Origin of the sequence: Modestobacter marinus, from assembly GCF_019799945.1 — a bacterium.
In the GTDB taxonomy this organism is placed as follows: Bacteria; Actinomycetota; Actinomycetes; order Mycobacteriales; family Geodermatophilaceae; genus Modestobacter; species Modestobacter marinus_B.
Genome location: NZ_JABGCH010000016.1, coordinates 1 through 25,773, shown reverse-complemented (window position 1 = coordinate 25,773; position 25,773 = coordinate 1). Strand labels below are relative to the sequence as shown.

29 protein-coding genes are annotated in these 25,773 nt (G+C 73.4%); 17 read left to right on the top strand and 12 right to left on the bottom strand.

Annotated features, from left to right (window positions below; all coding sequences use genetic code 11):
• Positions 1-49: 49 nt before the first annotated feature.
• Entirely contained in the window at positions 50-1,606 is a 1,557-nt protein-coding gene (locus HK417_RS14090; RefSeq protein ID WP_222267494.1) for a methyl-accepting chemotaxis protein, read from the bottom strand.
• A 256-nt stretch (positions 1,607-1,862) separates the two neighbouring features.
• On the opposite strand from HK417_RS14090, the gene HK417_RS14085 reads away from it, so the two are divergent.
• From HK417_RS14085 to HK417_RS14065, 5 genes are all read left to right on the top strand, one after another.
• Positions 1,863-2,150: a hypothetical protein gene (locus HK417_RS14085; protein ID WP_222267492.1), complete on the top strand. Its 288-nt coding sequence runs from the start codon at positions 1,863-1,865 to the stop codon at positions 2,148-2,150.
• Between the two features lie 61 nt (positions 2,151-2,211).
• Entirely contained in the window at positions 2,212-3,291 is a 1,080-nt protein-coding gene (locus HK417_RS14080) for a sigma-70 family RNA polymerase sigma factor (RefSeq protein WP_222267490.1), read from the top strand.
• Positions 3,288-4,202: an STAS domain-containing protein gene (locus HK417_RS14075; protein WP_222267488.1), complete on the top strand. Its 915-nt coding sequence runs from the start codon at positions 3,288-3,290 to the stop codon at positions 4,200-4,202. The genes HK417_RS14080 and HK417_RS14075 overlap by 4 nt, the downstream gene beginning before the upstream one ends.
• The gene (locus HK417_RS14070) at positions 4,199-4,588 is read left to right on the top strand and encodes an STAS domain-containing protein (protein ID WP_222267486.1); all 390 of its coding nucleotides are present in this window, start codon (positions 4,199-4,201) and stop codon (positions 4,586-4,588) included. Before HK417_RS14075 ends, HK417_RS14070 begins: the two co-directional genes overlap by 4 nt.
• Positions 4,585-4,875 (top strand): phosphatase RsbU N-terminal domain-containing protein, encoded by a 291-nt coding sequence (locus tag HK417_RS14065; RefSeq protein WP_222267485.1) that lies wholly within the window; start codon positions 4,585-4,587, stop codon positions 4,873-4,875. The genes HK417_RS14070 and HK417_RS14065 overlap by 4 nt, the downstream gene beginning before the upstream one ends.
• A 360-nt stretch (positions 4,876-5,235) precedes the next feature.
• Here HK417_RS14065 and HK417_RS14060 read toward each other — a convergent pair whose 3' ends face one another.
• Positions 5,236-5,577 carry a PspC domain-containing protein gene (locus HK417_RS14060; protein WP_222267483.1) on the bottom strand — a complete coding sequence of 114 codons (342 nt, stop codon included), beginning with the start codon at positions 5,575-5,577 and terminating at the stop codon, positions 5,236-5,238.
• A gap of 114 nt (positions 5,578-5,691) precedes the next feature.
• On the opposite strand from HK417_RS14060, the gene HK417_RS14055 reads away from it, so the two are divergent.
• Complete coding sequence (locus tag HK417_RS14055; RefSeq protein ID WP_222267481.1) at positions 5,692-6,189, top strand: GNAT family N-acetyltransferase; 498 nt, start codon at positions 5,692-5,694, stop codon at positions 6,187-6,189.
• Here HK417_RS14055 and HK417_RS14050 read toward each other — a convergent pair.
• On the bottom strand, positions 6,108-6,548 hold the full coding sequence (locus HK417_RS14050; RefSeq protein WP_308123577.1) for a winged helix-turn-helix domain-containing protein: 441 nt from the start codon (positions 6,546-6,548) through the stop codon (positions 6,108-6,110). The two genes, HK417_RS14055 and HK417_RS14050, sit on opposite strands and share 82 nt — an antisense overlap.
• Positions 6,539-6,667: a hypothetical protein gene (locus tag HK417_RS26485; RefSeq protein ID WP_308123576.1), complete on the bottom strand. Its 129-nt coding sequence runs from the start codon at positions 6,665-6,667 to the stop codon at positions 6,539-6,541. Before HK417_RS26485 ends, HK417_RS14050 begins: the two co-directional genes overlap by 10 nt.
• Positions 6,668-6,906: 239 nt before the next feature.
• On the opposite strand from HK417_RS26485, the gene HK417_RS14045 reads away from it, so the two are divergent.
• On the top strand, positions 6,907-8,235 hold the full coding sequence (locus tag HK417_RS14045; RefSeq protein WP_222267477.1) for a BtrH N-terminal domain-containing protein: 1,329 nt from the start codon (positions 6,907-6,909) through the stop codon (positions 8,233-8,235).
• A 65-nt stretch (positions 8,236-8,300) separates the two neighbouring features.
• On the opposite strand, the gene HK417_RS14040 is transcribed toward HK417_RS14045, so the two are convergent.
• Genes HK417_RS14040 through HK417_RS14030 form a run of 3 tightly spaced genes read right to left on the bottom strand, consistent with a single transcriptional unit; the run spans position 8,301 to position 11,487 of the window.
• A complete protein-coding gene (locus tag HK417_RS14040; protein WP_261326679.1) occupies positions 8,301-9,968 on the bottom strand; it encodes a tripartite tricarboxylate transporter permease in 1,668 nt (555 codons plus the stop codon).
• Positions 9,968-10,483, bottom strand: coding sequence for a tripartite tricarboxylate transporter TctB family protein (locus tag HK417_RS14035; RefSeq protein ID WP_222267475.1), 516 nt, complete (start codon positions 10,481-10,483; stop codon positions 9,968-9,970). Before HK417_RS14035 ends, HK417_RS14040 begins: the two co-directional genes overlap by 1 nt.
• Entirely contained in the window at positions 10,480-11,487 is a 1,008-nt protein-coding gene (locus HK417_RS14030; protein WP_222267473.1) for a Bug family tripartite tricarboxylate transporter substrate binding protein, read from the bottom strand. Before HK417_RS14030 ends, HK417_RS14035 begins: the two co-directional genes overlap by 4 nt.
• 179 nt (positions 11,488-11,666) lie before the next feature.
• Here HK417_RS14030 and HK417_RS14025 point away from each other — a divergent pair, with 179 nt between their 5' ends.
• Genes HK417_RS14025 through HK417_RS14015 form a run of 3 tightly spaced genes read left to right on the top strand, consistent with a single transcriptional unit; the run spans position 11,667 to position 14,413 of the window.
• A complete protein-coding gene (locus HK417_RS14025) occupies positions 11,667-13,268 on the top strand; it encodes a sensor histidine kinase (RefSeq protein WP_222267472.1) in 1,602 nt (533 codons plus the stop codon).
• On the top strand, positions 13,265-13,972 hold the full coding sequence (locus HK417_RS14020; protein WP_222267470.1) for a response regulator: 708 nt from the start codon (positions 13,265-13,267) through the stop codon (positions 13,970-13,972). Before HK417_RS14025 ends, HK417_RS14020 begins: the two co-directional genes overlap by 4 nt.
• A 45-nt stretch (positions 13,973-14,017) precedes the next feature.
• Positions 14,018-14,413 carry a universal stress protein gene (locus HK417_RS14015; RefSeq protein ID WP_222267468.1) on the top strand — a complete coding sequence of 132 codons (396 nt, stop codon included), beginning with the start codon at positions 14,018-14,020 and terminating at the stop codon, positions 14,411-14,413.
• A gap of 27 nt (positions 14,414-14,440) precedes the next feature.
• Here the strand turns inward: HK417_RS14015 and HK417_RS14010 are convergent, their stop codons facing one another.
• Both HK417_RS14010 and HK417_RS14005 read right to left on the bottom strand, forming a co-directional pair.
• Positions 14,441-15,160, bottom strand: coding sequence for a GntR family transcriptional regulator (locus tag HK417_RS14010; RefSeq protein WP_222267466.1), 720 nt, complete (start codon positions 15,158-15,160; stop codon positions 14,441-14,443).
• Positions 15,157-16,218 carry an Ldh family oxidoreductase gene (locus tag HK417_RS14005; protein ID WP_222267464.1) on the bottom strand — a complete coding sequence of 354 codons (1,062 nt, stop codon included), beginning with the start codon at positions 16,216-16,218 and terminating at the stop codon, positions 15,157-15,159. The genes HK417_RS14010 and HK417_RS14005 overlap by 4 nt, the downstream gene beginning before the upstream one ends.
• 79 nt (positions 16,219-16,297) lie before the next feature.
• Between HK417_RS14005 and HK417_RS14000 the strand changes: the two genes are divergently transcribed.
• From HK417_RS14000 to rraA, 5 genes are read left to right on the top strand one after another with little or no spacing between them, the layout of a single operon-like run.
• Positions 16,298-16,615, top strand: coding sequence for a putative quinol monooxygenase (locus HK417_RS14000; RefSeq protein ID WP_222267462.1), 318 nt, complete (start codon positions 16,298-16,300; stop codon positions 16,613-16,615).
• Positions 16,612-17,043: a cupin domain-containing protein gene (locus tag HK417_RS13995; RefSeq protein ID WP_222267460.1), complete on the top strand. Its 432-nt coding sequence runs from the start codon at positions 16,612-16,614 to the stop codon at positions 17,041-17,043. Before HK417_RS14000 ends, HK417_RS13995 begins: the two co-directional genes overlap by 4 nt.
• A complete protein-coding gene (locus HK417_RS13990) occupies positions 17,040-18,452 on the top strand; it encodes an NAD-dependent succinate-semialdehyde dehydrogenase (protein WP_222267458.1) in 1,413 nt (470 codons plus the stop codon). Before HK417_RS13995 ends, HK417_RS13990 begins: the two co-directional genes overlap by 4 nt.
• Positions 18,453-18,472: 20 nt before the next feature.
• On the top strand, positions 18,473-19,591 hold the full coding sequence (locus HK417_RS13985; protein WP_222267456.1) for an isocitrate/isopropylmalate dehydrogenase family protein: 1,119 nt from the start codon (positions 18,473-18,475) through the stop codon (positions 19,589-19,591).
• A 27-nt stretch (positions 19,592-19,618) separates the two neighbouring features.
• A complete protein-coding gene (gene rraA, locus HK417_RS13980; protein ID WP_222267454.1) occupies positions 19,619-20,107 on the top strand; it encodes a ribonuclease E activity regulator RraA in 489 nt (162 codons plus the stop codon).
• A gap of 10 nt (positions 20,108-20,117) precedes the next feature.
• Here rraA and HK417_RS13975 read toward each other — a convergent pair whose 3' ends face one another.
• Positions 20,118-21,068: a D-2-hydroxyacid dehydrogenase family protein gene (locus tag HK417_RS13975; RefSeq protein ID WP_222267452.1), complete on the bottom strand. Its 951-nt coding sequence runs from the start codon at positions 21,066-21,068 to the stop codon at positions 20,118-20,120.
• Positions 21,069-21,214: 146 nt separating this feature from the next.
• Here HK417_RS13975 and HK417_RS13970 point away from each other — a divergent pair, with 146 nt between their 5' ends.
• The gene (locus tag HK417_RS13970) at positions 21,215-23,431 is read left to right on the top strand and encodes a carbon starvation CstA family protein (protein ID WP_222267449.1); all 2,217 of its coding nucleotides are present in this window, start codon (positions 21,215-21,217) and stop codon (positions 23,429-23,431) included.
• Complete coding sequence (locus HK417_RS13965; protein ID WP_222267448.1) at positions 23,428-23,631, top strand: YbdD/YjiX family protein; 204 nt, start codon at positions 23,428-23,430, stop codon at positions 23,629-23,631. The genes HK417_RS13970 and HK417_RS13965 overlap by 4 nt, the downstream gene beginning before the upstream one ends.
• A gap of 26 nt (positions 23,632-23,657) precedes the next feature.
• On the opposite strand, the gene HK417_RS13960 is transcribed toward HK417_RS13965, so the two are convergent.
• The gene (locus HK417_RS13960) at positions 23,658-24,527 is read right to left on the bottom strand and encodes a 3-hydroxyacyl-CoA dehydrogenase family protein (protein WP_222267446.1); all 870 of its coding nucleotides are present in this window, start codon (positions 24,525-24,527) and stop codon (positions 23,658-23,660) included.
• A 67-nt stretch (positions 24,528-24,594) separates the two neighbouring features.
• Complete coding sequence (locus HK417_RS13955; protein ID WP_222267444.1) at positions 24,595-25,035, bottom strand: VOC family protein; 441 nt, start codon at positions 25,033-25,035, stop codon at positions 24,595-24,597.
• Positions 25,036-25,773 lie beyond the last annotated feature (738 nt).

The following is a 25,773-nucleotide window of genomic DNA, read 5'->3' as shown; positions in this document are numbered from 1 at the left end:
GAGCGGGGAACCCCCTCCCGGGAGTGAGGTGCGCCCGTCCGGCTGGACGTCAGCCGGTCGTGGTGATGGCCGAGGCCATCCGCGCCTGCTCCTCCAGCACCTCACCGATGCGCGCCTGGACGACGTCGAGCCGGCCGATGACCTCGCTGGTGGTGTGGATGCCGTCGGCGACCGCCCGGCTGCTGGCCTGGATCCCGGCGATCTGGTCGGACACCTTCTGGGTGGCGTTGGCGGTCTCCCGGGCCAGGTCCTTGACCTCGCTGGCGACCACGGCGAAGCCCTTGCCCAGCTCGCCGGCGCGGGCGGCCTCGATGGTGGCGTTGAGCGCGAGCAGGTTCGTCTGGTCGGCGATGCCGGAGATGATCCGGATGACCTCCCCGACCGCGGCGGACGCCTCGTCCAGGGAGAGGACCTCGCGGGTCATCGTCTGGGCCTGGCTGACCGCGCTCTCGGCGACCCGCCCGGCGTCGTCGGCGGCCTCCCGCAGCCGGGAGACGGTGTTCAGCAGCTCCCGGGCGTTCGCGGCGGACTCCTCGCTGCGGCGCAGCACGTCCAGCCGCTGGGAGACCAGCTGCTGCACGTTGCGCAGCGCCGAGGCCCGCGAGTCGGACAGCTCGATGGTGTCGGTGACGAAGAAGTCCATCGTGCCGACCACTCGGCCGCCGACCAGCAGCGGGAAGCACACGCCGGACCTGACCCCGGCGCGCTGCGCTGCCGGGGCCCGGCAGCAGTCGGTCATCTCGCCGATGTCGCGGACGAAGTACAGGTCCCGCGACCGCCAGGTGCGCCCGGACAGCCCGACCCCCTCGGCGAAGGAGGCGGCCAGGGTGACCTTGCGGAACTCCTCACCGGCCGAGCCGGACTCCTGCTGGAAGCGCAGCACGTTGGCCGCCGGGTCCAGCGCCCAGTACGAGCCGTAGGCCCAGCCGAAGGCCTCGCGCACGGTGTCCAGCGCGATCCGCAGCGCCTGCTGCTGGTCCCGGGCGGCGCCGATCTGGGTGACCACGGTGGTCACCGCCTCGCGGTCGTCCAACGTCTCCTGCAGCAGCGCCTTGGCCAGCGCGGCCTGGCGCGCGTGGGTGACCAGGCGGCCCAGCGAGTCCCACTTCTCCTTGCGGCCGCCGAAGAACGGCAGCTCACTGCGGCCGTAGTACTCGTAGAGGGCGGTGACCTGCCCGTTCTCGATCGTGGGGAGGACGCAGCCGTGGGTCGCGCCGGCGGCCAGGGCAGCAGCCCAGCGCCGGCAGGTGGCGGTGTCGGTGTCGGCGTCCATGACCACGGCCTGCTTGTTCCGGATCGCCTGCCCGCCGTAGCCGTCCACCCCGGTGATCCGGGTGATCCGCGGGGTCGCCGAGGACATGGCGCGCGCCAGGTCCCCGGACTCGCCGCTCAGGTGGAAGGCGCCGTCCGCACCGGGCAGCCACGAGGCCCCGTAGGCGAGCCCCAGGGCGTCGACCAGGGTCTCGGTGACCGTCCGGTGGGCGTGCACCGGGCCGGTGACGCCGCGGTCGAGGACGGCGATGACCCGCTCCACCGCCTCGACGTCGCGAGGCATCTCCGCGGGGGTGAGCACCGCCCGGTCCGGGCTGCTGCTGCGACGCCTCATCTGTCGTCCTCCATCGCCCTGGATCGCCGCCGGGTCAGCCGCGGCGCTCGGTTCCACCGGCCCGCCCGGCTGGGCGGACACGTCGCAGACGTTCTCGGCAGCCGACGGCCCGGTTGCAGCTGAACGACCGATGGCGCGCGATCTCCTCGCGTCCCACCCGCCGGGCCGCCGTCCCGGGGACCGCCGCGTCATGTGACCGCTGGTCAGGCGTCCTCATCGGTGCAGGCCAGCCCGTCCGGCGACCGAGAGGTGCGACGTGATCTCCGACGGCGTGTCCCGTGAGGGCGACGAGCCACCGGACCCGCGCACCGACCGTGCGCCGCCGGTGCAGTCCCTCGCCCGTCGTCGCGAGGTGCTGTACCAGTTGCGCCGGATCGCCCTGCACCTGGAGACGGCGGCCGTGCTGGACCGCCGGGCCGCCAGTTCGGACAACGCCGCCCTGGCGGAGGTGCTCCGCGAGCGGGCCGAGCAGCGCCGCCGGACGGCGGAGCGGCTCCGCGCCGGTCTCCTGGACGCCGACCGGGCGGGCCGCGCGGCGTGGTGACGGCCCGCGACCTCGCGCGCAGGACCCGCGACCGGCGGGCGCCGGCGGTACCGTTCCCCGCATGCCGGCCCCGGAGCCTGCTGGCGGTGTGCCCGACGGTCTCGGGTCCCCGGACGTCGCGGCGCTCATCCCGATCGTCCGGCGGATCGTCGCCGCCCGGGTGCCGGACCCGGCGACCGCGGACGACCTGGTCCAGGAGACGCTGGCCCGGGTCCTCGGCGCCGTCGGCCGGATCGAGCCCGGGATGCTCGAGCCCTATGCCATCGTCACCGCCCGCAACGTCGTCGCGTCCATGTGGCGGGACCAGGACCGGCAGCGGCGTCACCAGCACCGGGTCGTCGACCTCCGGCCGTCGCAGTCGCCGGACGAGGGCATCCTCGCCCGGGAGGACCGCGTGGCGATGACCGAGGCGCTCACCCGGCTGTCCGAGCGGGAGCGCCGGACGCTCCTCGCCCACGAGGTGTCCGGACAGGACACCCGCTCGCTCGCCGCCGAGCTCGGGTCCACCGCGGGGGCGGTGGCCGCCCAGCTCAACCGCACCCGCGCCCGGCTGCGCGTGGAGTACCTGCTCGCCCTCGAGCGGGTCGAGCCGCCGACGGGGCGCTGCCGGCCCGTGCTGATCGCGATCTCCGGCGGCGACCGGCGTCGGCAGCGGGAGGTCGACGCGGCGCACCACCTGCTGGAGTGCGAGCTGTGCGCCCGGCTCAGCGAGCCGCTGATGGGCCGGGGCCGTGATCGGGACGACGAGATCCGGGTCGCCGTCCGCACCGACTCGGACGTGGTCGCGGCCCGTCAGGCCGCGCGGGAGGCGGCCGCCGGGATCGGGTTCTCCCCCACCGAACTGACCGAGATCGCCACCGCGGTGTCCGAGGTGGTCCGCAACATCGTGCGCTTCGCCGACGCCGGGGAGGTCCTGGTGGAGCTGCTGGACCACCCGCGGCGCGGCATCCGGATCACCGCGCGGGACTCGGGACCCGGCATCGCGGACGTGGACGAGGCGCTGCGCGACGGCTACAGCACCTACCACGGGCTTGGCCTCGGGCTACCCGGAGCCCGGCGGTTGATGGACGAGTTCGCGCTCGCCTCCGAGCGGGGCCGCGGCACCACCGTGATCATGACCAAGTGGCGGGAGGTCGGATGACCACCAGGGAGGACGGCGACGTGACCGGCTCAGCGACCACGGACAGCGCGCCCGTGCGGACGACCGAGGAGGAGGGCCTCCTGCCGCAGCTCGTCGCTCACCTGCGGGAGCACCGCACCCGGCTCCGGGAGGAGTGGGTCGGCCGCATCAACGGGGCCCACCTGCTCCAGGCGATGACGGCCTCGGAGATGGTCGCCGAGACGACGTCGGTCTACGACAACTACGTCGAGGTGCTCGAGACCGGCAGCGTCGAGGAGCTGCAGCACTACGCGCGGGACCTCTCCGAGCGGATCATCCCGCGCGGGGTCGAGACCCACGAGGTGGTCGGCATAGTCCTGCTGCTCCGCGATGTCCTGGCCCGGTCGCTGTTCGAGAAGTACCAGGGCGACATGCACGTGCTCAACCGGGTGCTGGACGCCTACGAGCCCGCGGCCAACCGCATCGCCAACACCGTGGCCGTGAGCTTCGTCGACGAGCGGGAGCGGGTGATCCGCCAGCAGCAGGACTCCATCCGGGAGCTGTCCACCCCGGTGCTGCCGGTCCGGGAGCGCCTGCTGATCCTGCCGATCATCGGCGTGCTCGACCGGGAGCGGGCCCGGCAGCTGACCGAGCAGCTGCTGACCGGCATCCGGACGCACCGCGCGAAGGTCGTCGTCGTCGACATCACCGGTGTGCCCGACGTCGACGAGGCGGTGGCCAACCACCTGGTGCAGACGGTGGACGCGTCCCGGCTCATGGGGGCGAGCGTCATCATCACCGGGCTGTCGCCGGAGATCGCCCAGACCCTCGTCACCATCGGTGTCGACCTCAGCAAGATGGACACCATCGGCGACCTCCAGGGCGGGCTGGAGGAGGCCGAGCGGCTGCTCGGGTTCACCGTGACCCGCGGCGGCGAGGCGGGTGGACCGTGACCTCGTCCCCGCGGCTGTTCTCCATCCTGCGGCAGGGCACGTGCCTGATCGCCTCGATCCACACGGCGCTGGACGACTCCCAGTTGATGGTCTTCCAGCGGGACCTGGTCGAGCGGATCGGCCGCGACCGCGCGCGAGGCGTGGTGATCGACGTGGCCGCCCTCGACGTGCTGGACTCCTTCGCCACCCGGACGCTGCGGGACATCGCTGAGATGGCGCGGCTGCGCGGGGCGGCCACGGTGATCGTCGGCATCCAGCCCGAGGTGGCGTTCACGATGGTCCGCCTGGGGCTGCACACCGGCGCCGTGTCGACCGCGCTCGACCTGGAGGAGGGACTGGCGGTCCTGGGCGGACGGCTGGCCGGCCCGGCGGTCGGCGGTCGGTGAGCCGGCGCGACGGCGTGCTCCGGAGCTACCGGGCCGCGTTCCTGCGGTTCCTGGCCCGGCACGAGGAGTCCGCCCTGCACGCCGGGTACGAGATCGGGCGCTCGGCCCTCCAGGCCGGCCTCGGCCTCCTCGAGCTGGTCCGGGTGCACCACGACGTGCTGATCGAGGTGCTGGCGGGCACGCCCGCCGAGGAGGGACCGGCGGTGGCGGCTGCGGCGTCGGACTTCTTCCTGGAGGTCCTGTCCAGCTACGAGATGGTGCAACGGGGCCTGCGCCGCGACGGCTGACCGCGACCGCGGGAGGGGCCACGTGCCCCCGCGGGGGATGCGGGGACACGTGGCGGTGGCCGGCCGGGGGCAGGGGCCGCCCCGTCACCACGCCGCGGGTCCCGCGGTGGGGTGACGGTCCCTCGTCGATCAGGCCTCGTCTCGGCCTGCTGGGACCACTCCCTGAAGAGGGCCCGGAGGCACCGGGATGACGCGGGGAGTGCGGCGGCCCCGGGTGGGCGCCTGCCGGTTCGGCGGCCCGGCGGGTGCTGGCGGGCCGCGTCATGGCGGGTGCGTCAGGGCGTCACCCGTCTCTGACGCACCGCGGCCCCCGACCTCGGGGAGGTCGGGGGCCGCATCCAGAGGTCCGCATCCTCGCCGTCAGGCGGCGGGGGGCGTGGAACGGGGGCCGGTGAGCTTCTCGTGGAGGCTGTCGACGGCCTGGTCGAGCCGGGTGTCGGGCCGGGCCGGGTCGGCCGGTGCGGGCGGCATCAGCACCCACAGCAGCAGGTACACGATCACGCCGGCGCCGCCGGCGACGGTGAGCGCGACCATGGCGACGCGCCAGAGGACCGGGTCGAGGCCGCTGTACTCACCGAGTCCGCCGCAGACGCCGCCGAGCATCTTCTCGCTGCGGCTGCGGCGCAGCTGCCGGTAGGGGAGCGGGGGCTGCTGCTGCCCGGCGGTGACGGAGTGGGGAGCGGGGTGCGGTGTCGATGTCATGCCATGAGCGTGCCGACCGCGGGTCCGCCGGACCATGAGGGAACACCCGGAACCGGCCCTGATCCGTCCCGGGTGGCCGACCCTGAGCGGTGCCTCGGGGGGCACCATGGCGAGGTGCCTCCCGTGGTCGTCCGCCGGGCCCGGATCGGGGACGCCGACGCCCTCTACGCGCTGAGCCTGGACGCGATCCGGCGCTCGGCGGCCACCCACTACGACGAGCGCCAGCGGGAGGCGTGGGTCGCCCGGCGGACGCCGGAGGGCCACCGGAGGCTGGTCACCGCCACGACGACCTTCGTGGCGGCCGCCGGGGAGGACGTCGCCGGCTTCGCCAGTGTCGCGCTGCACCCGGTCGGCGCCCTGCAGGAGGGTGAGGTCGACCAGCTCTTCGTCGATCCCCGGCACGGTGGACGCGGCGTCGCCCTCCTCCTGCTCGACGCCGTCGCGACGGCGGCGGCCGGCGCCGGCCTCGCGGAGCTGGTCACCCACGCCTCCTGGCGCGCCGTCCCGGTGTTCGAGCGGGCCGGCTTCCGTCAGGTCGCCGAGGAGACGGTGGACCTGGACGGCGTCGCCCTCACCCGGGTCCTGATGCGGCGGGCCCTCGGCGGGGGCTGACGGCTCCCCGGCCGGCCGTCGCCGGGCACCTCGACCTCGTGGGCGGAGACGCGGGCGGTCGGCTCGTCGGGGTCGTAGCGGGTCACGATGGCTCCTGGGTGGGGAGGCGACGGGGACGTCGGCGGGGACGGGGTGCACGTTGAGCAGGACACGCTGCCACCGGCCGTCCGGCGCGTCCTGGCCGTGTGGTCGGCGGCCGCGTCGCCGAGCGCACCGGGTGACACCAGATAGCCGGCGGCGGAGGCGACCAGCAGCCGTTCGGTCAGGCCACCCCAGCGCCGGGTGTCGGCCACCTCGACGAGCCCGTGGTCCTCGAGCCGGCGCAGGTGGTAGTTGACCCTCTGCCGGCTCAGGCCCACCCGCTCGGCCAGCGCCGCGGCGGACGCCGGCGCGCGGAGCTCGGCGAGGAGCCGGCGCGGACCGGGTCCAGCGCGACCGCGGCGGCCCCCGGATCGCTGATCACGTCGACGGCCCGCACGGGCCGAGCCTGCTCTCCTGACAAGAAATGTCGTCAAAGGGCTAGGTTGTGCCGCGGGCGGACCTCACGCCCAACCCCAGACCGGCTCTCCACGCGGGCCGGCGACGCGGGGCAAAGGGGACTGCGGGAGCCTCGAGGGGCGGCACGGCCCTCGGACGTCGACGGCTGGGACACCACGGCTGCGGCGGTGGACCGTGCGTGGAACCGGTCGCCGCGCGCGCAGCCGGAAGGGCTCAATCGTGACCAGTGGCAAGCAGCTCAAGGCGCGCGTGCGCGCGCGGATGGCCCGCACCGGCGAGCGGTACGCCGTCGCCCGGGCGCACGTGCTCGGCGCCGCCGCCGGTGGTGCCCCGGTCGTGGACGCCGGGTGGACGCTGCGCGGTGGCACCGACCCGGACACCGCCGCGCTGGCAAACGTGCTCGCCCACCGCGGCGTCGCCGGCCCCGCCGGGCCGCTGACCGAGCCGCTGCTGTTCGTCGTCGGGGGCGGTCCCGGTGCCGGCTACATCCTGTGGGAGTTCGACGCCCAGGACGGCCGCGTGGTCACCCTGGGGTTCACCCACTCCTGGCAGTACTTCGACCGGCGGCTGGCCACGACGGTCGACCGGCTGGGGCTGGACGCCAGGTGGTCGCGCACCGGCGGCGCCGTGGGTGCCGCGCGGGCGCTGGCGTCGGCGCTGGACGCCGGCGACCCGGCGATCGTCTGGCCGGACCGCCACCAGGTCGGTTACTGGCACCTGCCGGCCTTCCTCGACGGCGGAGGTGGCCACCCGGTCGTCGCCTACGCCGCCTCCGGCACGGGCCCCGGTCGCCGGGTCCACGTCGACGACCGCACGCTCGCGCCGCTGACCGTGCCGGCCGGCGACCTCGACCGGGCCCGCGCCCGGGTCGGCAGCTACCGCAACGCGATGCTCGTCGTCGGCTCCATTGGCACCGCCGTGCCCGCCGACCGGCTGCGGGAGGCCGTGCTCACCGGGCTGCGGGCCACCGTCGACCAGCTCGGCGGCACCTCGACCTCCTTCGCGCTGCCCGCCTGGCGGAAGTGGTCGCGGTTGCTCGTCGACCCGCGTGCCGCGAAGGGGTGGCCGACGGTGTTCGCCGACGGGCGAGGCCTGCTCCGCGCGCTGGCCGGCGTGTGGGAGGCCGTGGAGCCGGCCGGCACGGACGGCGGCCACCTGCGCGGCCTGTTCGCCGACGGGCTGGAGAAGGCCGCCGCGGTCGTCGAGGAGCCGGCGCTGGCCGCTGAGGCACCCCGGTGGCGGGAGATCGCGGACCGCTGGCACACCCTCGCGGACACCGCGCTGCCGGACGACGTCCCGGCGGTGGCCCGGCTGCGGGAGCTGACGGCGACGGTGACCGGCGCGGTCGCCGAGGGCGACGCCGGCGCCGCGGACCGTGCCGCGGCCGCGGAGGAGCTGTGGCGGCTGCGGGCCGAGCACGCCGACGCGCCGCCGCTGGACGGCGCGCGGCTCACCGCCGTCCTCGCCGACCTGAGCGAGCAGCTGGCGGCCGTCCACGACGCCGAGCGCGCCGCGGTCGACCGGCTCGGTGCCGTGCTCGCCGGCTGACCTGGACCGACCGCAACGCGGCGGAGGAGGAGGGGTGTGTCCACGCCCTCCTCCTCCGCCGCGGCTCAGCGGTCGCGCCGGTCGGGGTCCACGGGCCGGCCGTCGTCGGGTCCGCGCGGAGCGGAGAGATCCGCCCCCTGGTCCGGCGCACCGCCGGTCGGCACGTGCCGCTCGACCGAGATCGCGCTGGTCAGCCCGTGGTGGTGGTGGGCCTCCTCGATCTCGTGGGCCGCCTCGGCCAGCACCGGGACGGTGGCCTTGCGCGGCAGGAACCGGCGGACCAGCGGCCAGAGCAGGATCAGCGCGACGATGACGTAGACGACGATCGAGAACGGCTCGAACAGCCCACCGACCCTGCCGTTGCTGAGCTGCAGCGCCTGGCGCAGTTCCTCCTCGGCGAACGGGCCGAGGATCACGCCGATGATCGCCGGCAGGAGCGGGAGCCCGAAGCGCCGCATCATGAAGCCCAGCGCACCGATGACCAGCAGCAGGAACAGGTCGAAGGTGTTCGCATTCGCCGCGTACGCCCCGAGGCTGGCGAAGAACAGGATGCCCGCGTACAGGTACGTGCGCGGGATCCGCAGCAGCCGCGCCCACAACGGCGCCAGCGGCAGGTTCAGCACCAGCAGCGCGGTGTTGCCGATGAACAGGCTGGCGATGAGGCCCCAGACGAGCTCCGGTTCGGTGGCGAACAGCCGGGGGCCGGGCTGGATCCCGTAGCTGGAGATCGCCGCCAGCATGACCGCCGCGGTCGCCGTGGTCGGGATGCCGAGGGTCAGCAGCGGCACCAGGCCGCCGGCGGCCGAGGCGTTGTTCGTCGCCTCCGGGCCGGCGACGCCCTCGATGGCGCCCTTGCCGAACTCCTCCGGGTGCTTGGACAGCTTCTTCTCCGTGACGTAGGAGAGGAAGGTCGGGATCTCCGCCCCGCCGGCCGGGATCGCACCGAACGGGAAGCCGATCACGGTGCCGCGCAGCCAGGGCTTCCAGGACCGGCCCCAGTCCGAGCGGCTCATCCGCGGGTTGCCGACCGGGATGACCTCGATCGGGCGCCGGCGCAGGTGCGCCGCCGTCCAGAGCGCCTCACCGACGGCGAAGAGGCCGACCGCCACGACGACGACGTCGATGCCGTCGGCGAGCTCCGCGATGCCGAAGGTCAGCCGCTGCTGGCCGGACGTGGCGTCGATGCCGATGAGCCCGATCGCCAGGCCGAGCCCCAGCGACGCCAGGCCGCGCACCCGCGAGCTGCCGAGCACGGAGGTCACCGCGATGAACGCGAGCACCATCACGGCGAACCGGTCGGCCGGGGAGATCTCGACGGCGAGGTCGGCGACGGTCGGGGCCACGAGCGCCAGGGCGAGGGTCGCGATGGTGCCGGCCACGAACGAGCCGATCGCCGCCGTGGCGAGGGCCTGGGCGGCCCGGCCGGCCCGGGCCATCTTGTTGCCCTCGATCGCGGTCACGACCGAGGCGCTCTCGCCCGGGGTGTTGAGCAGGATCGACGTCGTCGAGCCGCCGTACATGCCCCCGTAGTAGATGCCGGCGAACATGATCAGCGCGGTGGTGACGTCGAGCCCGCGGGTGAGGGGGAGGAGCAGCGCCACGGTCATCGCCGGGCCGATGCCGGGGAGGACGCCGATGGCGGTGCCCAGCAGGACGCCGAGCAGCGCGAACATCAGGTTGTTCGGCGTCAGGGCCGTGGCGAAGCCCTCAGCCAGGCTGGAGAACGCGTCCATCAGAGGATCCCCTCCAGGATGCCCACCGGCAGGCTGATGTTCAGGCCGAGGACGAACAGGTACCAGGAGCCCACGCCGAGGACGAGGGCGATGGCGACGTCGCGCACGTAGTGCCGGCTGCCGAGGGCGAACGCGCAGCCCCAGAAGAGGATGGCGCCCGAGAGCGGCCAGCCGAGGGGCCCGATCAGGAGCGCGTTCGAGAGGAAGGCGACCGCGAGGAGGGCGACGGTGCGCCAGTCGGTGCCGCCGCCGAGCTCGATGTCCTCGCCGCCCTCGGGCTCACCGCGGCCGCCGCGCCGGACGTCGAGGGCCAGGAAGACGCTCACGACCAGGAGCAGGCCGCCCACGACGATGGGCACCGCCCCGGGGCCGACCGGACCGCGGGCGATCCGGCTCTCGGGGAGCAGCAGCGCAGAGACGACGAGGAGGAGGCCGAGCGCCCCGAGGAACAGGGCCACCCCGTACTCCGAGCGGCCCTGCTCCTCGGTGCTGCTGCCCGTGGGGGCAGTGCTCACGCCAGCCCCAGTCCGCTCAGCACGGACTCGACGCGCGCGCTCTCCTCGTTCAGGAAGCTGGCGTACTCGTCGCCGGTGACGAAGGCGTCCGCCCAGCCCTGGTCGGTGAGGATCTGCTGCCACGCCTCGCTGCCGTGCATCTCGGTGATCGCGTCGATGAGGCGCTGCGTCTCCTCCTCGGTGATGTCCGGGGCGGCCACGATGCCCCGCCAGTTGGTGAAGACGAGGTCGATGCCCTCCTCGGTGAGGGTCGGTGCGTCGACGCCCTCGACGGGCTCCTCGGTGGTCACCGCGAGGATGCGCACGTCGCCGGAGGCGGCCGACTCGGTGACCTCGCCGATGCCGGTGGCGGCGAAGGCGATGTCCCCGCCGAGGATGCCGGCGAGCAGCTCGCCGCCGCCGTCATAGGCGACGTAGTTGACGTCGGACGGCGTGACGTCGACCGCCTCCGCCAGCAGCATCGGCGTCAGGTGGTCGGGACCGCCCGGGTTGGACGCGCCGCCCACGGGCGTGTTGCCCGGGTCGGCCTTCCACGCGGTGACCAGGTCGTCCATGGTCTGGAACGGGGAGCTCGCCGGCACGACGATCGCCTCAGCCTCCTCGATCAGCTTGGCGATCGGGGTGGTCTGGTCCAGCGTCGCCTCGGACTGGTTGCTGTACTGCGCGCCGACGACGCCGAGGCCCATCTGCATGAGCAGCTCGGCGTTGCCCTTCTCGTTGACGAGGCGCTGCAGACCGACGGTGCCACCGGCCCCCTCGAGGTTGAACACCTCCATCGACTCGGCGAGACCCTCGTCCTCGAGCACCTGGGCCCACGCCCGCGCGGTGGTGTCGTAACCGCTGCCCGGGGAGTTGGGGACCATCACCCGGAGACCGCTGATCGGACCGTCCGCGGCCCCGCCGCCGGCGGCCGAGCCGCCCTCGGCCGTGGTGCCGCAGCCGGTGAGCACGAGGCCGGCGGCGACGGCGCCGACGGTCAGCCTCCGCAGGGAAGCAGTGCGCATCTGGGTTCCTCCTGTGAGTCCAGCGGGTTCCCGCCGGTTGAAGGAAAGATGGCGACCCCTGTGGTCCGTGTCACCCTTGCGTGCGCAATGGGCTTTGTGGTCGTTGTGTCCACGCGCCCGGTGCGGTGGCCGGCGTGCTGGACTGGCCCACCTCCACCCCCGTCGAACAGGAGTGCACAGTGACCCGGCGGCTCTCGCTGGCCGGCCAGCTGCTGGCCCTGCAGGTGGTCATCATCTGCGTCGTCCTCGTCGGCGTCTGCGCCGTCACCGTGGCCCAGTCGACCCGGGGCGCGCAGGAGGTCGAGGGGCGCCGTGCGCTGGTCGTGGCGGAGACTCTCGCCAACGCGCAGGCCACCCGGGAGGCGATGGCGGCCGGCGAGATCCGCTACCTGCGGGTGGCCGCCGAGGTCGCCCGCAGCAACTCCGGCTCGGCCTCGGTCGTCGTCGCCGGCGCCGACCGGACCGTGCTCGCGACCGCGGACCCGGAGGAGCTCGGCGCCCGCTTCGACGTCGGGGACAGCACCGTGCTGACCGGCCGGTCGTGGACGGGGGAGCGTCCCCTGGACGGGGATCCGGCCGCCGGGGCGATGGCGCCGGTCTACGCGAGCGACGGGCAGATCCTCGGGTTCGTGTCGGTGCAGCGGCCCTACCCGTCGATCATGGACGGGCTGGCGTCCGCGACCCCGAACCTGCTGACCTACCTGGGGGTGGCCAGCGTGATCGGCTTCGGCGGGTCGCTGCTGGTCGCCCGGCGGGTGAAGCGGCAGACGCTGGGCCTGGAGCCGCCGGAGATCGCCGACCTGGTGGAGCACCGGGACGCCATGCTGCACGGCATCCGCGAGGGAGTGGTGGGGCTGGACCTGCAGGGCCGGGTCACGCTGATCAACGACGAGGCGATCCGGTTGCTGCGCACGCCGGGGGACGCCCTCGGCCGCACCCTGACCGACCTCGGGGTGGGGGAGGAGCTGCGCGACGTGCTGCTGTCCTCGGACGTGGAGCGTGACCGCGCGGTGGCCAGCGAAGGGCGGGTCCTGGTGCTGAACCGGTTGCCCATCGCCAGCCGGGGGCGGCCGATCGGCTCGGTCACCACCCTGCGCGACCGCACCGAGCTGCTGGAGCTCCGCCGCGAGCTCGACCTCACCCGGCACGTCACCGACACCCTGCGCGCCCAGGCGCACGAGTTCGACAACCGGCTGCACACCATCGCCGGCCTCATCGAACTGGGCGAGGCCGACGAGGCCGTGCGCTTCGTCCACCGGGTGAGCTCCAGCCGCTCGGAGTTCGGCCAGGCCGTCGCGGAGGTGGTCCGTGACCCCTCGATCGCCGCGCTGCTGATCGCGAAGGCCAGCCAGGCCGCGGAGCTGGGCGTCGACCTGCGCATCTCACCCGACTCCGCGCTGCCGGCACTCGGAGACGGGCTGAGCACCGACGTGGCGACCGTCGTGGGCAACCTGGTCGACAACGCGATGGACGCGGCCTCCACCGCGCCGCAGCGGTGGGTCGAGGTCGGACTCGGGATCGTCGACGGCGAGGTCGACGTGGTCGTGCGGGACTCCGGTCCCGGCGTCCCGGCCGGCATGGAACGGGAGATCTTCCGCCGGGGCGTCTCGACCAAGGGCGGTCCCGCGTCGGGGGAGCGGGGGATCGGGCTGTCGCTCGTGCACCTGGTCTGCACCCGCCGGGGCGGCGAGGTGACGGCGACGTCGGCCGGCGGCTCGGTCTTCACCGCGCGGCTCCCGGCCGACGACGAGACCGTCGACGGGGCGCTGGTGGACGCATGATCGGCGTCCTCATCGTCGACGACGACTTCATGGTCGCGAAGGTGCACGCCGGGTTCGTGTCGGCGCTCGACGGCTTCGAGGTGGTCGGGACCGCGTCCAACGGCACCCAGGCGCTCGCGGAGATCGACCGGCTGCGCCCCGACCTCGTGCTGCTGGACGTCTACCTGCCCGACATGACCGGCCTGGAGATCTTGCGCCGGCTGCGTGCCGCCGGGTCGCCGGTCGACGTCATAGTCATCAGCGCCGCCCGGGACGTCGAGAGCATCCGCAGCGCCTTCCACGGCGGCGTGCTGCACTACCTGATCAAGCCGTTCGACCGGGCGACGTTCGAGGCGCGGCTGCGGGACTACGCCGCCCTGCGGGACGACCTCGGCGAGCTCCAGGAGGCCGGCCAGGTCGACGTCGACCGGGTGTTCGGGCTCGCGCGCAGCAGGGTCGAGCGGCCCGCGCCGCCACCCAAGGGGATCGCCGCGGAGACGCTGCAACTGGTGCGCGAGACGCTCGCGGCCGCCGGGCCCGACGGCCTGTCGGCGACCGAGTGCAGCGAGCGGACCGGGCTGGCGCGGGTGAGCGCCCGGCGGTACCTGGAGCAGCTGGTCGCGCAGCAGGAGGCCGACGTCCGGCAGAAGTACGGGACGGCCGGCCGGCCGGAGCGCCGCTTCACCCCGCGGGGACGTGCACGCAACGACCGAAACGTCCGTTAGCGCCGTAATGCTGACGTGCCGGGCGGGGTACGTGAGGCTGCCCGCATGACCATCGTCGTGGGTTACGTCCCCACCCCCGAGGGCGAGGCCGCACTGGCCGCCGGCATCAGCGAGGCCGGCCTGCGCCAGGAGCCGCTGCACGTCGTCAACACCTCGCGCGGCGACTCGCTCGTCGACAGCCGGTTCGCCTCCGAGGACGCGCTCGCGGCGGTCCGGGCGAGGCTGGACGAGTCCGGTGTCGTGTACGAGATCGCCCAGCAGCTCGGCCGCCACGACGCGTCAGACGAGCTGGTGGAGATCGCCGACCGGGTCAAGGCCAGCCTGCTCGTCATCGGGCTGCGCCGGCGCACCCCGACGGGCAAGCTGATCACCGGCAGCCAGGCCCAGCGCATCCTGCTCGACGCGCACTGCCCGGTCCTGGCGGTGAAGGCCTCCTACTGAGGCCTGCCGTCTGCAGGAGGTCCTTCCTCAGCCGAGCAGGTCGAGGCCCTCGCCGGGGCCGCGGGCGAGGTTGCGGAAGATCGTCCGCAGGCTCTGGGTCAGGTGCTCGGCGATCGCGGCCGCCGCCGCGTCGGCGTCACCGGCCAGCAGCGCGTCGCACATCTCCAGGTGCTCGGCGACGGAGACGTCCACGCGCTGCGGGTCCACGTGCGAGAGGTTGCGCAGCCGCGCGGTGTGCGGTCGCAGCTCGGCGATGGTGCGGCGCAGGTGCTCGTTGCGGGTGGCGCCGATGATGGCCCAGTCGAACCGGTCGGCCACGTCGTAGAAGGCGCGGGAGCGGGCCTGCGAGGGCGCGCGGCGCTGGATCCGCGCGAACTCCGCGCGCAGCACGGTGAACGCGCGGCGCAGCTCCGGATCGGCCGCGGCGGCCTCGGTCGCCTGGCGCATGGCGGCCGGCTCCAGCAGCGAGCGGAAGTCGAACAGGTCCCGGACGCTCTGCAGCGACACCCGGGAGACCCGCGCTCCCTGCCGGGGCACCAGGTCGACCAGACCCTCGACCGCCAGCCGGCGCAGCGCCTCGCGGACCGGCGTCCGGGAGGCACCCGTGCGCTCGACGAGCCACAGCTCGGACAACGGCGTGCCGGGTGCCAGCTCGCCGAGCTCGATCTCCTCCTTGAGCCGGCGGTGGACGAGGTCGGCCTTGCTGAGGTCGGTGGCGGTCCCGGCGCCCTCGGGGCCGGCGGTCATCGCGCCTCGCCCGCCGGGAACGGCACGCCGGCCTCCGCGCCCAGGGTGCGGAGGCCAGACAGCGACTGCTCGGCGAGGACCACCCCACCGGCCGCCACGTTCGCCGCCTCGGCGCGGTCCTCCACCTCGCCGGGGTAGAAGACCTCGTCGAACCCCTGGGCGAGGGGCACGGACCGCACCTCGTCGATCAGCTGCCGCACGCGGTCCTCGTACCCGGCGCGGTCCCCGAAGGCATCGGGGTCGAGCGCGAGGAACAGGTGGCCGCACCCGCTGCGCTGGTCGGCCTCGTACGGGCCGTGCACCCCGGTGGCCACGGCGCTGCCGGTCAGCGCGCCGGACAGCACGTCCATCAGGAAGGTGATCGCGTAGCCCTTGTGCCCGGCCATCGGCAGGATCACCCCGAGCACCCCCTCCGCCGCGTCGGTGGTCGGCGCGCCGTCTGCGGTCAGTGCCCAGGTCTCCGGGATGGGTTCGCCGCGGTTCTTGGCGAGGTAGATCTTGCCACGGGCCACCGCGGTGTTCGCGATGTCCACGGCGATGACGCGGCCGTCCGGCCCGGGCGCCGCGATCGACCACGGGTTGGTGCCGAGCACCTTCTCCCGGCCGCCCCAGGGCGCCATCGCGGGACTCGCGTTGGTCGTGAGGACGGCGACCAGACCTTCGCGCGCCGCCCTGCGCGTGAAGTACATGGCCGTGCCGAAGTGGTTGGAGTTGCGCACGCCGACGACGCCCACGCCGTGGCGCCGCGCCCGCTCGCCCGCCAGCCGGCGCGCCTGGTCGGTGAGCACCTGCCCGATCCCGTCCCGGCCGTCGAGCAGCACCAGCGGCCCGGTGTCGGAGAGGACGGCGGCGTCGGTGACCGCGCGCATGGCGCCGGAGCGCAGTCGCGCGGCGTACCAGGGCAGCCGCAGGAAGCCGTGCGACTGGTGGCCCCAGAGGTCGGCCTGCACGAGGCTGTCGCTCACCAGGGCGCCGTCGGCCTCGGGGACGCCGAGAGCGACGAGGACCTGGGTGCCGAAAGTCCGGAGGGATGCTGCCGGGATCCGCTGCTGTGTCATGTCGAGCCCTCGCTTTATCGGTATGCGTTGCTGTATACAGTAGCGGATACATCCACCCACACCAACGGAGGAGACGACGATGTTCAGCCTGGTGGTCCAGATGGAGGTGCGGCCGGGACTGCGCGAGCAGTTCCTCGCCGGCATGGCCGCGAACGCCGAGGCGTCGGTCCGGGACGAACCCGGCTGCCTCCGGTTCGACGTGTGCTCGGTCCAGGGCGATGAGAACCGCTTCGTCCTCTACGAGCTCTACACCGACGCGGACGCCTTCACCGCGCACAAGGCGTCCCAGCACTTCACCCGGTGGCGGCAGGTCGCCGAGCAGGTGCTGGTCCCCGGCGGCCAGGTGAACACGCCCGGCGAGCTGCTCCACACCCACACGTCCGAGGAGTCCGCATGAGCAACCAGCCCACCGCTCCGTCGATGGTCCTCCGCCCGGAGGAGATCGAGCGGTTCGACCGCGGGAACGGCGTCGCCACGATCCCCTTCGTCGGGAAGTGGAACTGCGAGGGCAACCAGGTCACCACGGGGATGACCGTGTTCTCCCCGGGCACCGGCATCCCGCTGCACTCGCACAACGTCGAGGAGTCGGTCCTCGTCTACGAGGGCGAGGCCACCGCCGTCGTCGGCGAGGACGAGTTCGACCTGGTCGCCGGGCAGGCCACCTGGGTGCCGGCCGGCGTTCCGCACTGCTTCCGCAACCGCGGCGAGGGCTCGATGACCATCTACTGGGTCTACGGCGGCCGCGACGTCACCCGCACCATCACCGCCACCGGCGAGACGTTCGAGCACCTCTCCGCCAGCGACCGCGGGGCGACCCCGGCATGAGCACCGTCGTCACCCTGAACCCCGCCACGGGCGAGCGGCTCGCCGCGTACCCGGCCTTCGCCGACGCCGACGTCGATGCGGCGCTCGACCGGGCGGCCGACGTGCAGACCTCCTGGGCCGCGCGGTCCTTCGACGAGCGGTCCGCGGTCCTCCGGCGCGCGGCCGAGGTGCTGCGGGCCGACCTCGAGGACCTGGCCCTGCTGGTCACCCGCGAGATGGGCAAGCCCCTGGCCGAGGCCCGCGCCGAGGTGGAGAAGTGCGCCACCGCGTGCGACTACTACGCCGAGCACGCGGCCGGCTTCCTCGCCGACGAGCCGGTGGACACCTCGGCGGACCGCAGCTGGATCGGCTACGAGCCGGTCGGTGTCGTGCTCGCGGTCATGCCGTGGAACTTCCCGCTGTGGCAGGTGCTCCGCTTCGCGGCTCCGGCGCTCATGGCCGGCAACGCAGCCCTGCTCAAGCACTCGCCGAACACCACCGGGTGTGCGCTGGCCGTGCAGCGGGTGCTGGTGGACGCCGGCGCCCCGGAGGGGCTCTTCACCGCGCTGGTCGTGGCCGAGCCGGATGTCCCCGCGGTCACCCGACGGCTCATCGGGGACGCCCGCGTCGGTGCGGTGACCATCACCGGGAGCGAGCGGGCCGGCCGGGCCGTCGGCTCCGCCGCGGGTGACGCCATCAAGAAGTCGGTGCTGGAGCTGGGCGGGTCCGACCCCTTCGTCGTCCTCGCTGACGCCGACCTGCCGCGGGTGGCGGCCATGGCCGCCCGGGGCCGGTTCCTCAACGCGGGGCAGAGCTGCATCTCGCCCAAGCGGTTCGTGGTCGACTCCTCGGTCGCCGAGGAGTTCACCCGGTTGCTGGTCGCTGAGGTCGCGGCGCTGACCGTGGGGGACCCCGAGTCCGCGGCCACCGACGTCGGCCCGATGGCCAGGGAGGACCTGCTGGAGGGCGTGCACCGGCAGGTGGAGGCGTCCGTCGCGGCCGGTGCCCGGCTGCTGGCCGGTGGCCATCGGCTGGAGGGACCGGGCAACTTCTACGCGCCGACCGTCCTCACCGACGTCGCACCCGGACAGCTCGCCTACGACCAGGAGATCTTCGGTCCCGTCGCCACGGTGATCGTCGTCGACGGCGACGACGAGGCTGTCCGGGTCGCCAACGACACCCGCTTCGGCCTGGGCGCCAGCGTGTGGACCGGCGATCCGGAGCGGGGGATCGCGGTGGCCCGGCGGATCCGGTCGGGCGCGGTGTTCGTCAACGCCGTCGTCGCCTCCGACGTCCGGATGCCCTTCGGCGGCACCCAGGCCAGCGGGTACGGGCGGGAGCTGGCCGCGGCCGGCATCCGCGAGTTCGCGAACGTCCGGACCTGGTGGGTCCTGGACGAGCCCTCCCTCCAGGCGCCGGCATCCGAGTGAGTCGACCCGTGAGGAGAGACATGACGGCCCGCCCCTACCGCCTCGGCGTCCTGCTGGGTGATGGCATCGGACCCGAGATCGTCCCCGCGTCGGTCCGGGTGGTCGACGCCGCCCTCGCGGCGGCAGGCGCTGCTCCAGTCGACTGGCACGAGCTGCCGCTGGGGGCCTCGGCCATCGAGGAACACGGCAGCGCCATCCCAGCCACCACGATGGAGGCCCTCGCCGACCTGGACGGCTGGCTGCTCGGCCCGCACGACAGCGCCGCCTACCCCGAGCCGTTCCGGTCCCAGCTGAACCCCAGCGGTGCCATCCGCAAGCACTTCGACCTGTACGCGAACGTCCGTCCGGCCCGCGGCTTCGGGAGCGGGAAGGCGATCGCCCCCGACACCGACCTGGTCATCGTCCGGGAGAACACCGAGGGCTTCTACGCCGACCGCAACACCTTCGCCGGGACGGGCGAGTACATGCCCACCGCCGACGTCGCCATCGCCATGGGCGTCTTCACCCGGCCGGCGATCGAGCGGGTCGCCCGCGCGGCGTTCGAGCTGGCCGGGCGCCGGCGGAAGAAGCTCACCATCGTCCACAAGGCGAACGTCCTGCAGTTGAGCTCCGGGCTGTTCAAGCGGGTCTGCCTCGAGGTCGCGGAGAGCTACCCGGACATCGCCGTGGACGACTTCCACATCGACGCGATGACCGTGCACCTGCTCCGCCGCGCCGCGGACTTCGACGTCCTCGTCGCCGAGAACATGTTCGGCGACATCCTCTCCGACATGGCAGGCGAGCTGGCCGGCTCGCTGGGCATCGCGCCGTCGGTCAACGCCTCGGACGACAGGTGCATGGCGCAGGCCGCGCACGGCTCGGCCCCGGACATCGCCGGCCGGGGCCTGGCCAACCCGATCGCGATGATCCTGTCGTCGGGGATGCTCCTCGACTGGCTGGGCACCCGGTTCGGGGACGAGCGGGCGGCCGACGCGGCCGTCCGGGTCGAGGACGGCGTCCGGGCGGCCGTGCAGGGCGGGGTGAGCACCCGCGACCTCGGCGGCACGGCCTCCACCGATGAGTTCACCGACGCGGTCGTCCAGCGCATCACCTTGAAGGAGTCGGGCGGACGGGTCGGGGCAACCTCCCTGATGAACTGATTCCTCCTCCCGAGAGCGAGCCCCGCCGTGCCGACTCCTGCCACCACCGACCTCTGTGACGCCCACCCCGAGATCCAGGTCTGCGACCCCGTGTTCCGGGTGTTCGGCGGCACCGTCGCGTTCAGCGGCCCGATCACGACGCTGAAGGTGTTCGAGGACAACACCTTGGTCAAGCAGGCGGTCGAGGGCCCCGGCGACGGCCGGGTGCTCGTGGTCGACGGCGGCGGGTCACCCCGCTGCGGGCTGGTCGGCGGGAACCTCGCGGTCGCTGCGGCGACCAACGGCTGGGCCGGGCTGGTGGTCCACGGCTACGTGCCTGACGTCGACGAACTGGCCGAGCAGCCGGTCGGGATCCGCGCGCTGGGCTCCTTCCCGCGCCGGAGCGAGCGCGGGCTGCACTCGGGTCAGGCGGGCCGGCCGGTCGTCTTCGCGGGCGTCGAGTTCCGCGAGGGCGCGTGGTTGTGCGCCGACAACGACGGCATCGTCGTCCTGCCCACGGCGCCGGCCGAGGTCTGAGGCCGTCCGGTCAGCTCAGGACCCGGATCGGGGTCCCGGCGACGAAGGCGGCGACGTCCTCGACGGCCTCGCGGAAGAAGACCTCGTAGGTCCGCTCGGTGACGTAGCCGAGGTGTGGCGTGAGGACGGTCCTCGGGGCGCTGCGGAGAGGGTGGTGGCGGGGCAGCGGCTCCCGGTCGAAGACGTCGATCCCGGCGCCGGCGATCGTGCCGGCGGCCAGCGCGTCGAGCAGCGCCGTCTCGTCGACGATCGGGCCGCGCGAGGTGTTCACCAGGATCGCCGAGGCCATCATCCGGGCCAGCGCGTCGCGGCCGACGAGCCCACGGGTGCGGTCGGAGAGCACGAGGTGGACGGTGACCACGTCGGCCGTCGCGAACAGCTCGTCCTTCCCGACCCTGCGGACGCCGACCTCGGCGGCCCGCTCGTCGGTGAGGTTCTGGCTCCAGGCGACGACGTCCATGCCGAACGCCCGACCGATCGTCGCCACCCGTTCGCCCAGCCGGCCGAGGCCGACGACGCCGAGGGTGCCCCCGGCCAGGTCCGTGCCGACGGTCTCCTGCCAGCCGCCGGCGCGGACCGAGGCGTCCTCCTGCGGGAGGTGGCGGGCGACGGCCAGGATCAGCGCCCAGGTGAGCTCGACCGGACCGGTCGGGTGCGACGCCGTCCCGCAGACGGTGACCCCCCGGTCGGCCGCGGCGGCGACGTCGATCGAGGCGTTGCGACGGCCGGTCGTGACCAGCAGCCGCAGCTCCGGGAGCCGCTCGAGCAGGCTGCGCGGGAACGGCGTCCGCTCGCGCATGGCCACGACGACGTCGAACGGCGCGAGCCGCTCGGCCAGCGCGTCCTCGTCGTCGAGGTGGTCGGGGAACGCGGTGACGTCGACGGGCGCCGGCACCAGCGACCAGTCGGTGAAGCGGGCGGCGACCGACTGGAAGTCGTCGAGGACGGCGACGCGGGGCATGCGGCGGTTCTACTCCCTCTCACCGACACCGGCCGCCTGGCCTGGGCGGCGGCGCGGGGTCGGCCGATCCGTCGATGTGCGTTCCGCTCCCTATGCTTCCGCTGAGGGCGTCGGACGAAGACGCCGCGGTGTGTTCGGAGGCGCTCATGTCCACGACCGTGACCCAGGACGACACCGGTGGGCCCGCGCGCCCCCCGGGATCACTGCGCCGGATGTCGGTGCGCTCCGTGATCGTCTGGGCGGCGGTGGCCGCGGTGGGCGCCGTCGCCTGGACGGTGCTGGCCCTGTCGCGCGGTGAGTCGGTGTCGGCGCTGTGGATCCTCTTCGCGGCGCTGTGCTCCTACGCGATCGCGTACCGCTTCTACGCCCGGTACATCACCTACACGGTGCTCCGTGCCGACGACCGGCGCGCCACCCCCGCCGAGCGGCTGCACAACGGCATCGACTTCGACGTCACCGACCGGCGGGTGCTCTTCGGTCACCACTTCGCGGCCATCGCCGGCGCCGGGCCGCTGGTCGGACCGGTGCTCGCGGCCCAGATGGGCTACCTGCCGGGAACGATCTGGATCGTCGTCGGTGTCATCTTCGCCGGCGCCGTCCAGGACCTGACGGTCATGTTCTTCTCGATGCGCCGCAACGGGAAGAGCCTGGGCCAGATGGTCCGGGAGGAGATCGGCATCATCGGCGGCGTCGCGGCGCTCATCGCCGTGTTCGCCATCATGATCATCATCCTCGCCGTGCTCGCCCTCATCGTGGTGAACGCCCTGGCGGAGTCCCCCTGGGGTGTCTTCTCCATCGCGCTGACCATCCCGATCGCGCTCTTCATGGGCATCTACCTCCGCCGGATCCGGCCGGGCAGGGTGCTGGAGGCCACCGGCATCGGCGTGGTCCTGCTGCTGCTCGCGATCGTCGGGGGCGGCTGGATCCAGGACACCGGTCTCGCCGAGGCCCTCACGCTGTCCAAGGAGTGGCTGGTCCTCGCGCTGGTCGTCTACGGGTTCGTCGCCTCGGTGCTGCCGGTGTGGCTGCTGCTCACCCCGCGGGACTACCTGTCGACGTTCATGAAGATCGGCGTCATCGTGCTGCTGGCGCTGAGCCTGCTCATCGCGCGGCCGGTGCTGCAGGCCGAGGCGATCACCGACTTCGCCCGCGAGGGCACCGGCCCGGTCTTCGCCGGATCGCTGTTCCCCTTCGTATTCATCACCATCGCCTGCGGGGCGCTGTCCGGCTTCCACGCGCTGATCTCCTCGGGCACGACGCCGAAGATGGTGGCCAAGGAGAGCCAGGTCCGGCTCATCGGCTACGGCGGCATGCTCATGGAGTCCTTCGTCGCCATCAGCGCGCTGATCGCCGCCTGTGTCATCGACCAGGGTCTCTACTACGCGATGAACAGCCCCGCGGGGGCCACCGGCGGTACGGTCGAGTCGGCCGCGACCTTCGTCCAGGGCTTCGGCTTCGACACCACCGCCCAGGACCTCGCGGCCGCGTCGGCGGCAGTCCAGGAGCCGAGTCTCGTGTCCCGCACCGGTGGCGCCCCCACGCTCGCGGTCGGGATCTCCGAGATTTTCAGCACCGCGTTCGGTGGCGGCCTGCAGGCGTTCTGGTACCACTTCGCGATCATGTTCGAGGCGCTGTTCATCCTCACCGCCGTCGACGCCGGCACCCGGGTGGGCCGCTTCATGCTGCAGGACACGATCGGCAACGTCTGGAAGAAGTTCGGCGACCTGTCGTGGCGGCCGGGCAACATCATCGCCAGCGCCGTCGTCGTCCTCCTGTGGGGCTCGGTGCTCTACATCGGGGTGACCGACCCGCTGGGTGGCGTCAACCAACTGTTCCCGCTGTTCGGCATCGCCAACCAGCTGCTCGCCGCCATCGCGCTGACCCTCGTGACCGTGCTGCTGATCAAGCACGGCAAGCTGCGCTGGGCCTGGGTGACCGGCGTGCCGCTCGTCTGGGACCTCGTCGTCACCATGACGGCGAGCTGGCAGAAGGTCTTCTCCGACGTCCCCGCGATCGGCTACTTCGCGCAGGCGCAGCGGTACCGCGACGCGCGGGCGGCCGGGGAGGTGCTGCCGCCGGCGCAGGACCCGGGGCAGATGGACCAGGTCATCTTCAACTCCACGCTCAACGGCGTCCTGCAGTCCTTCTTCGCCCTGCTCGTCGTCGTCGTCGTGGTCAACGCCGTGGTCGTCATCGTCCGGGCGATCCGGGCCGGCGGCTCGCTGCCGACGACGGAGGAGCCGGCCGTGCCCTCGCAGCTCGTGGAGCCCGCGGGCCTGTTCGCCACCGCGGAGGAGAAGCGGGCGATCGCCGAGCACGAGCGGCTCGTGGGCGCCGGGACCACCGAGGGCGGCCGAGGGTGACCGGCGGCGACGTCCGCGAGGCGGTCCTGCGCGCCGGCCGCGGGGTGCGCTGGTACCTGCGGGAGTGGAGCGGTGAGGCCCGCTGGGACGAGTACCTGCGGCAGTGCGCCACGCACGGGCACCCGCCGGTCAGCCGGCGGGAGTTCGAGCGGCGCCGGGCCGACGCGCTGGAGAGCCGTCCGGTCAGCCGCTGCTGCTGAGCGGCACCGGGGGGATCCCCCGGCCGTCACCGCCAGTCGTAGAAGCCCCGGCCCGCCTTGCGGCCGAGCTCGCCGGCCGCCACCTTGTCGCGCAGGATCTGCGGCGGGGCGAAGCGCTCGCCGAGCGTCGCGTGCAGGTGCTCGGCGATGCCGAGGCGCACGTCGAGACCCACCAGGTCGGTCGTGCGCAGCGGCCCGACCGGGTGCTGGTAGCCCAGGACCATGGCGTTGTCGATGTCCTCGGGGGCGGCGACACCCTCCTCGACCATGCGCATGGCCTCGAGCGCGATCGCGACCCCCAGCCGGGAGGAGGCGAAGCCGGGGGAGTCCCGGACGACGACGGCGGTCTTCCCCAGCGCCTGCACCCACCGACGGGCGGCGGCGACGGTCTCGTCGGAGGTCCTCTCGCCGAGGACGACCTCGATGAGCTTCGAGGCCGGCACCGGATTGAAGAAGTGCAGGCCGAGGAACCGCTCCGGCCGCGTGAGCGAGGTGGCCAGCTCGCTCACCGACAGCGCGGAGGTGTTGGTCGCGAGGTACGCGTCCGGGTGCAGCTGCGCCTCGACCCGCGCCAAGGCCGTCGCCTTGAGGGCCATGTCCTCGGGGACCGCCTCGACCACGAGGTCGCAGCCGGCGAAGGCGCCGTGGTCGACCGCGGTGGTGAGGCCCCCGAGGACCTCCTGCGCGCTCCGGGTGACCGCGCCGCGCTCGACGGAGGTCTCGACGGAGGCGGCGACGCGCGCGCGGGCGCCGTCCGCGGCCTCCTCGTCGCGTTCGACGACCACGACCGTCGCACCCCGGACGAGGAACGCGTGCGCGATGCCGGCGCCCATGCGCCCGCCGCCGAGGACGCCGACGCGGCGGACGAATCCGTCGGCCAGTTCCGTGCTGGTCATGGGTGCTCCTGCTTCTTCTCGGAGAACGGCCGCTGGTTCAGCGGAGCGGGCCTCGACGACGGCGGCGTCAGCCGATCCGCTCGGCCAGGGACACGATGATCCCCTCCGGTCCGCGCATGTAGGCCATGCGCCAGATGTGTTCGTACTCTCCGATCCCGCCGACCAGGCCGTAGCCGTCCGTGGCCAGTCGGTCGACGGCCGCCTCGAGGTCGTCGACCAGGAAGGCCACGTTGCGCAGCCCCAGTTCGTTGGCCATGGCGGCGGGCGATCCCGGCTCGTGATCGGGCCGGACGAAGCTCGACAGCTCCAGCCCGGTCTCTCCGCCGGGCGGCCGCAGCATGCAGATCTCGGTGCGGGAGTCGGGGATGCCGCAGACGGTGTCCAGGAACTCACCCTCGACGAACATCCGGCCCGCGACCTCGAGACCCAGCCCGACGAAGAACGCCGACGCCGTGTCGAGGTCCGCGACGGTGATGCCGACATGGTCGAAGCCTCGGACGTGTGCCATGGGGGCGCCCCCTCCCGTGCTCGCCTCGTCGGTCCGACCCAGGGACGGAACCTACGGCGGATCCTCGACATACGGGGAACCGCAGTGAGCGAGGAAGGCGGCCACCAGCGCACGGAGCAAGAGGTGCTGACGCCGCTCCTGCGGCACGACGACGAGGTGCGTGGCGATGGCCGGACAGCGACGAGTCCGCACGGGCCGCCGTCGGTGCTGTGCTGGCGGCCCGTGGGGACTCGTCGGGGACTGCTGTCGCCGACCAGGGACGGTCAGCGCTCGGTCGGACTCAGATGTCGTAGTACACGCTGAACGTGCTTCGCAAGATCCCTACTGTTCGCGTTCGTGCAGGTCAACGGCTCGCGCATCGATGGGCCTCCTGCTTCATAGGCGTCAGTTGGGCCCTGATTTCCCCCTGTCTTGGGGGAAATCAGGGGGAAAGCCTGGGCGGCCCGGCTGGCTGACCGAGCCTCCGGCGCGACTGCTTCCTGCGCCGGGGAGGACAGGGTGAAGGTCACGAATGTGACGGTAACGCCGCCTTCGGACAAGATCGTTAGGTCGAAGATCGCCGGCTCCCTTCGGACAACCAGCAATCCCTGTGGAGCCTCTCGCACGACGAGGCGTCCGAGTCCCCCAGGTCCCCGATCGGTGCTGGCCCTTCGGGGCGCTTCCCTCGCTAGTGCTGCTCTCCGTTGAAACGTCGGGGGTCTGAGGGCCAGGCGGTGGGGTCGTTGAGGTAGAGGCCGC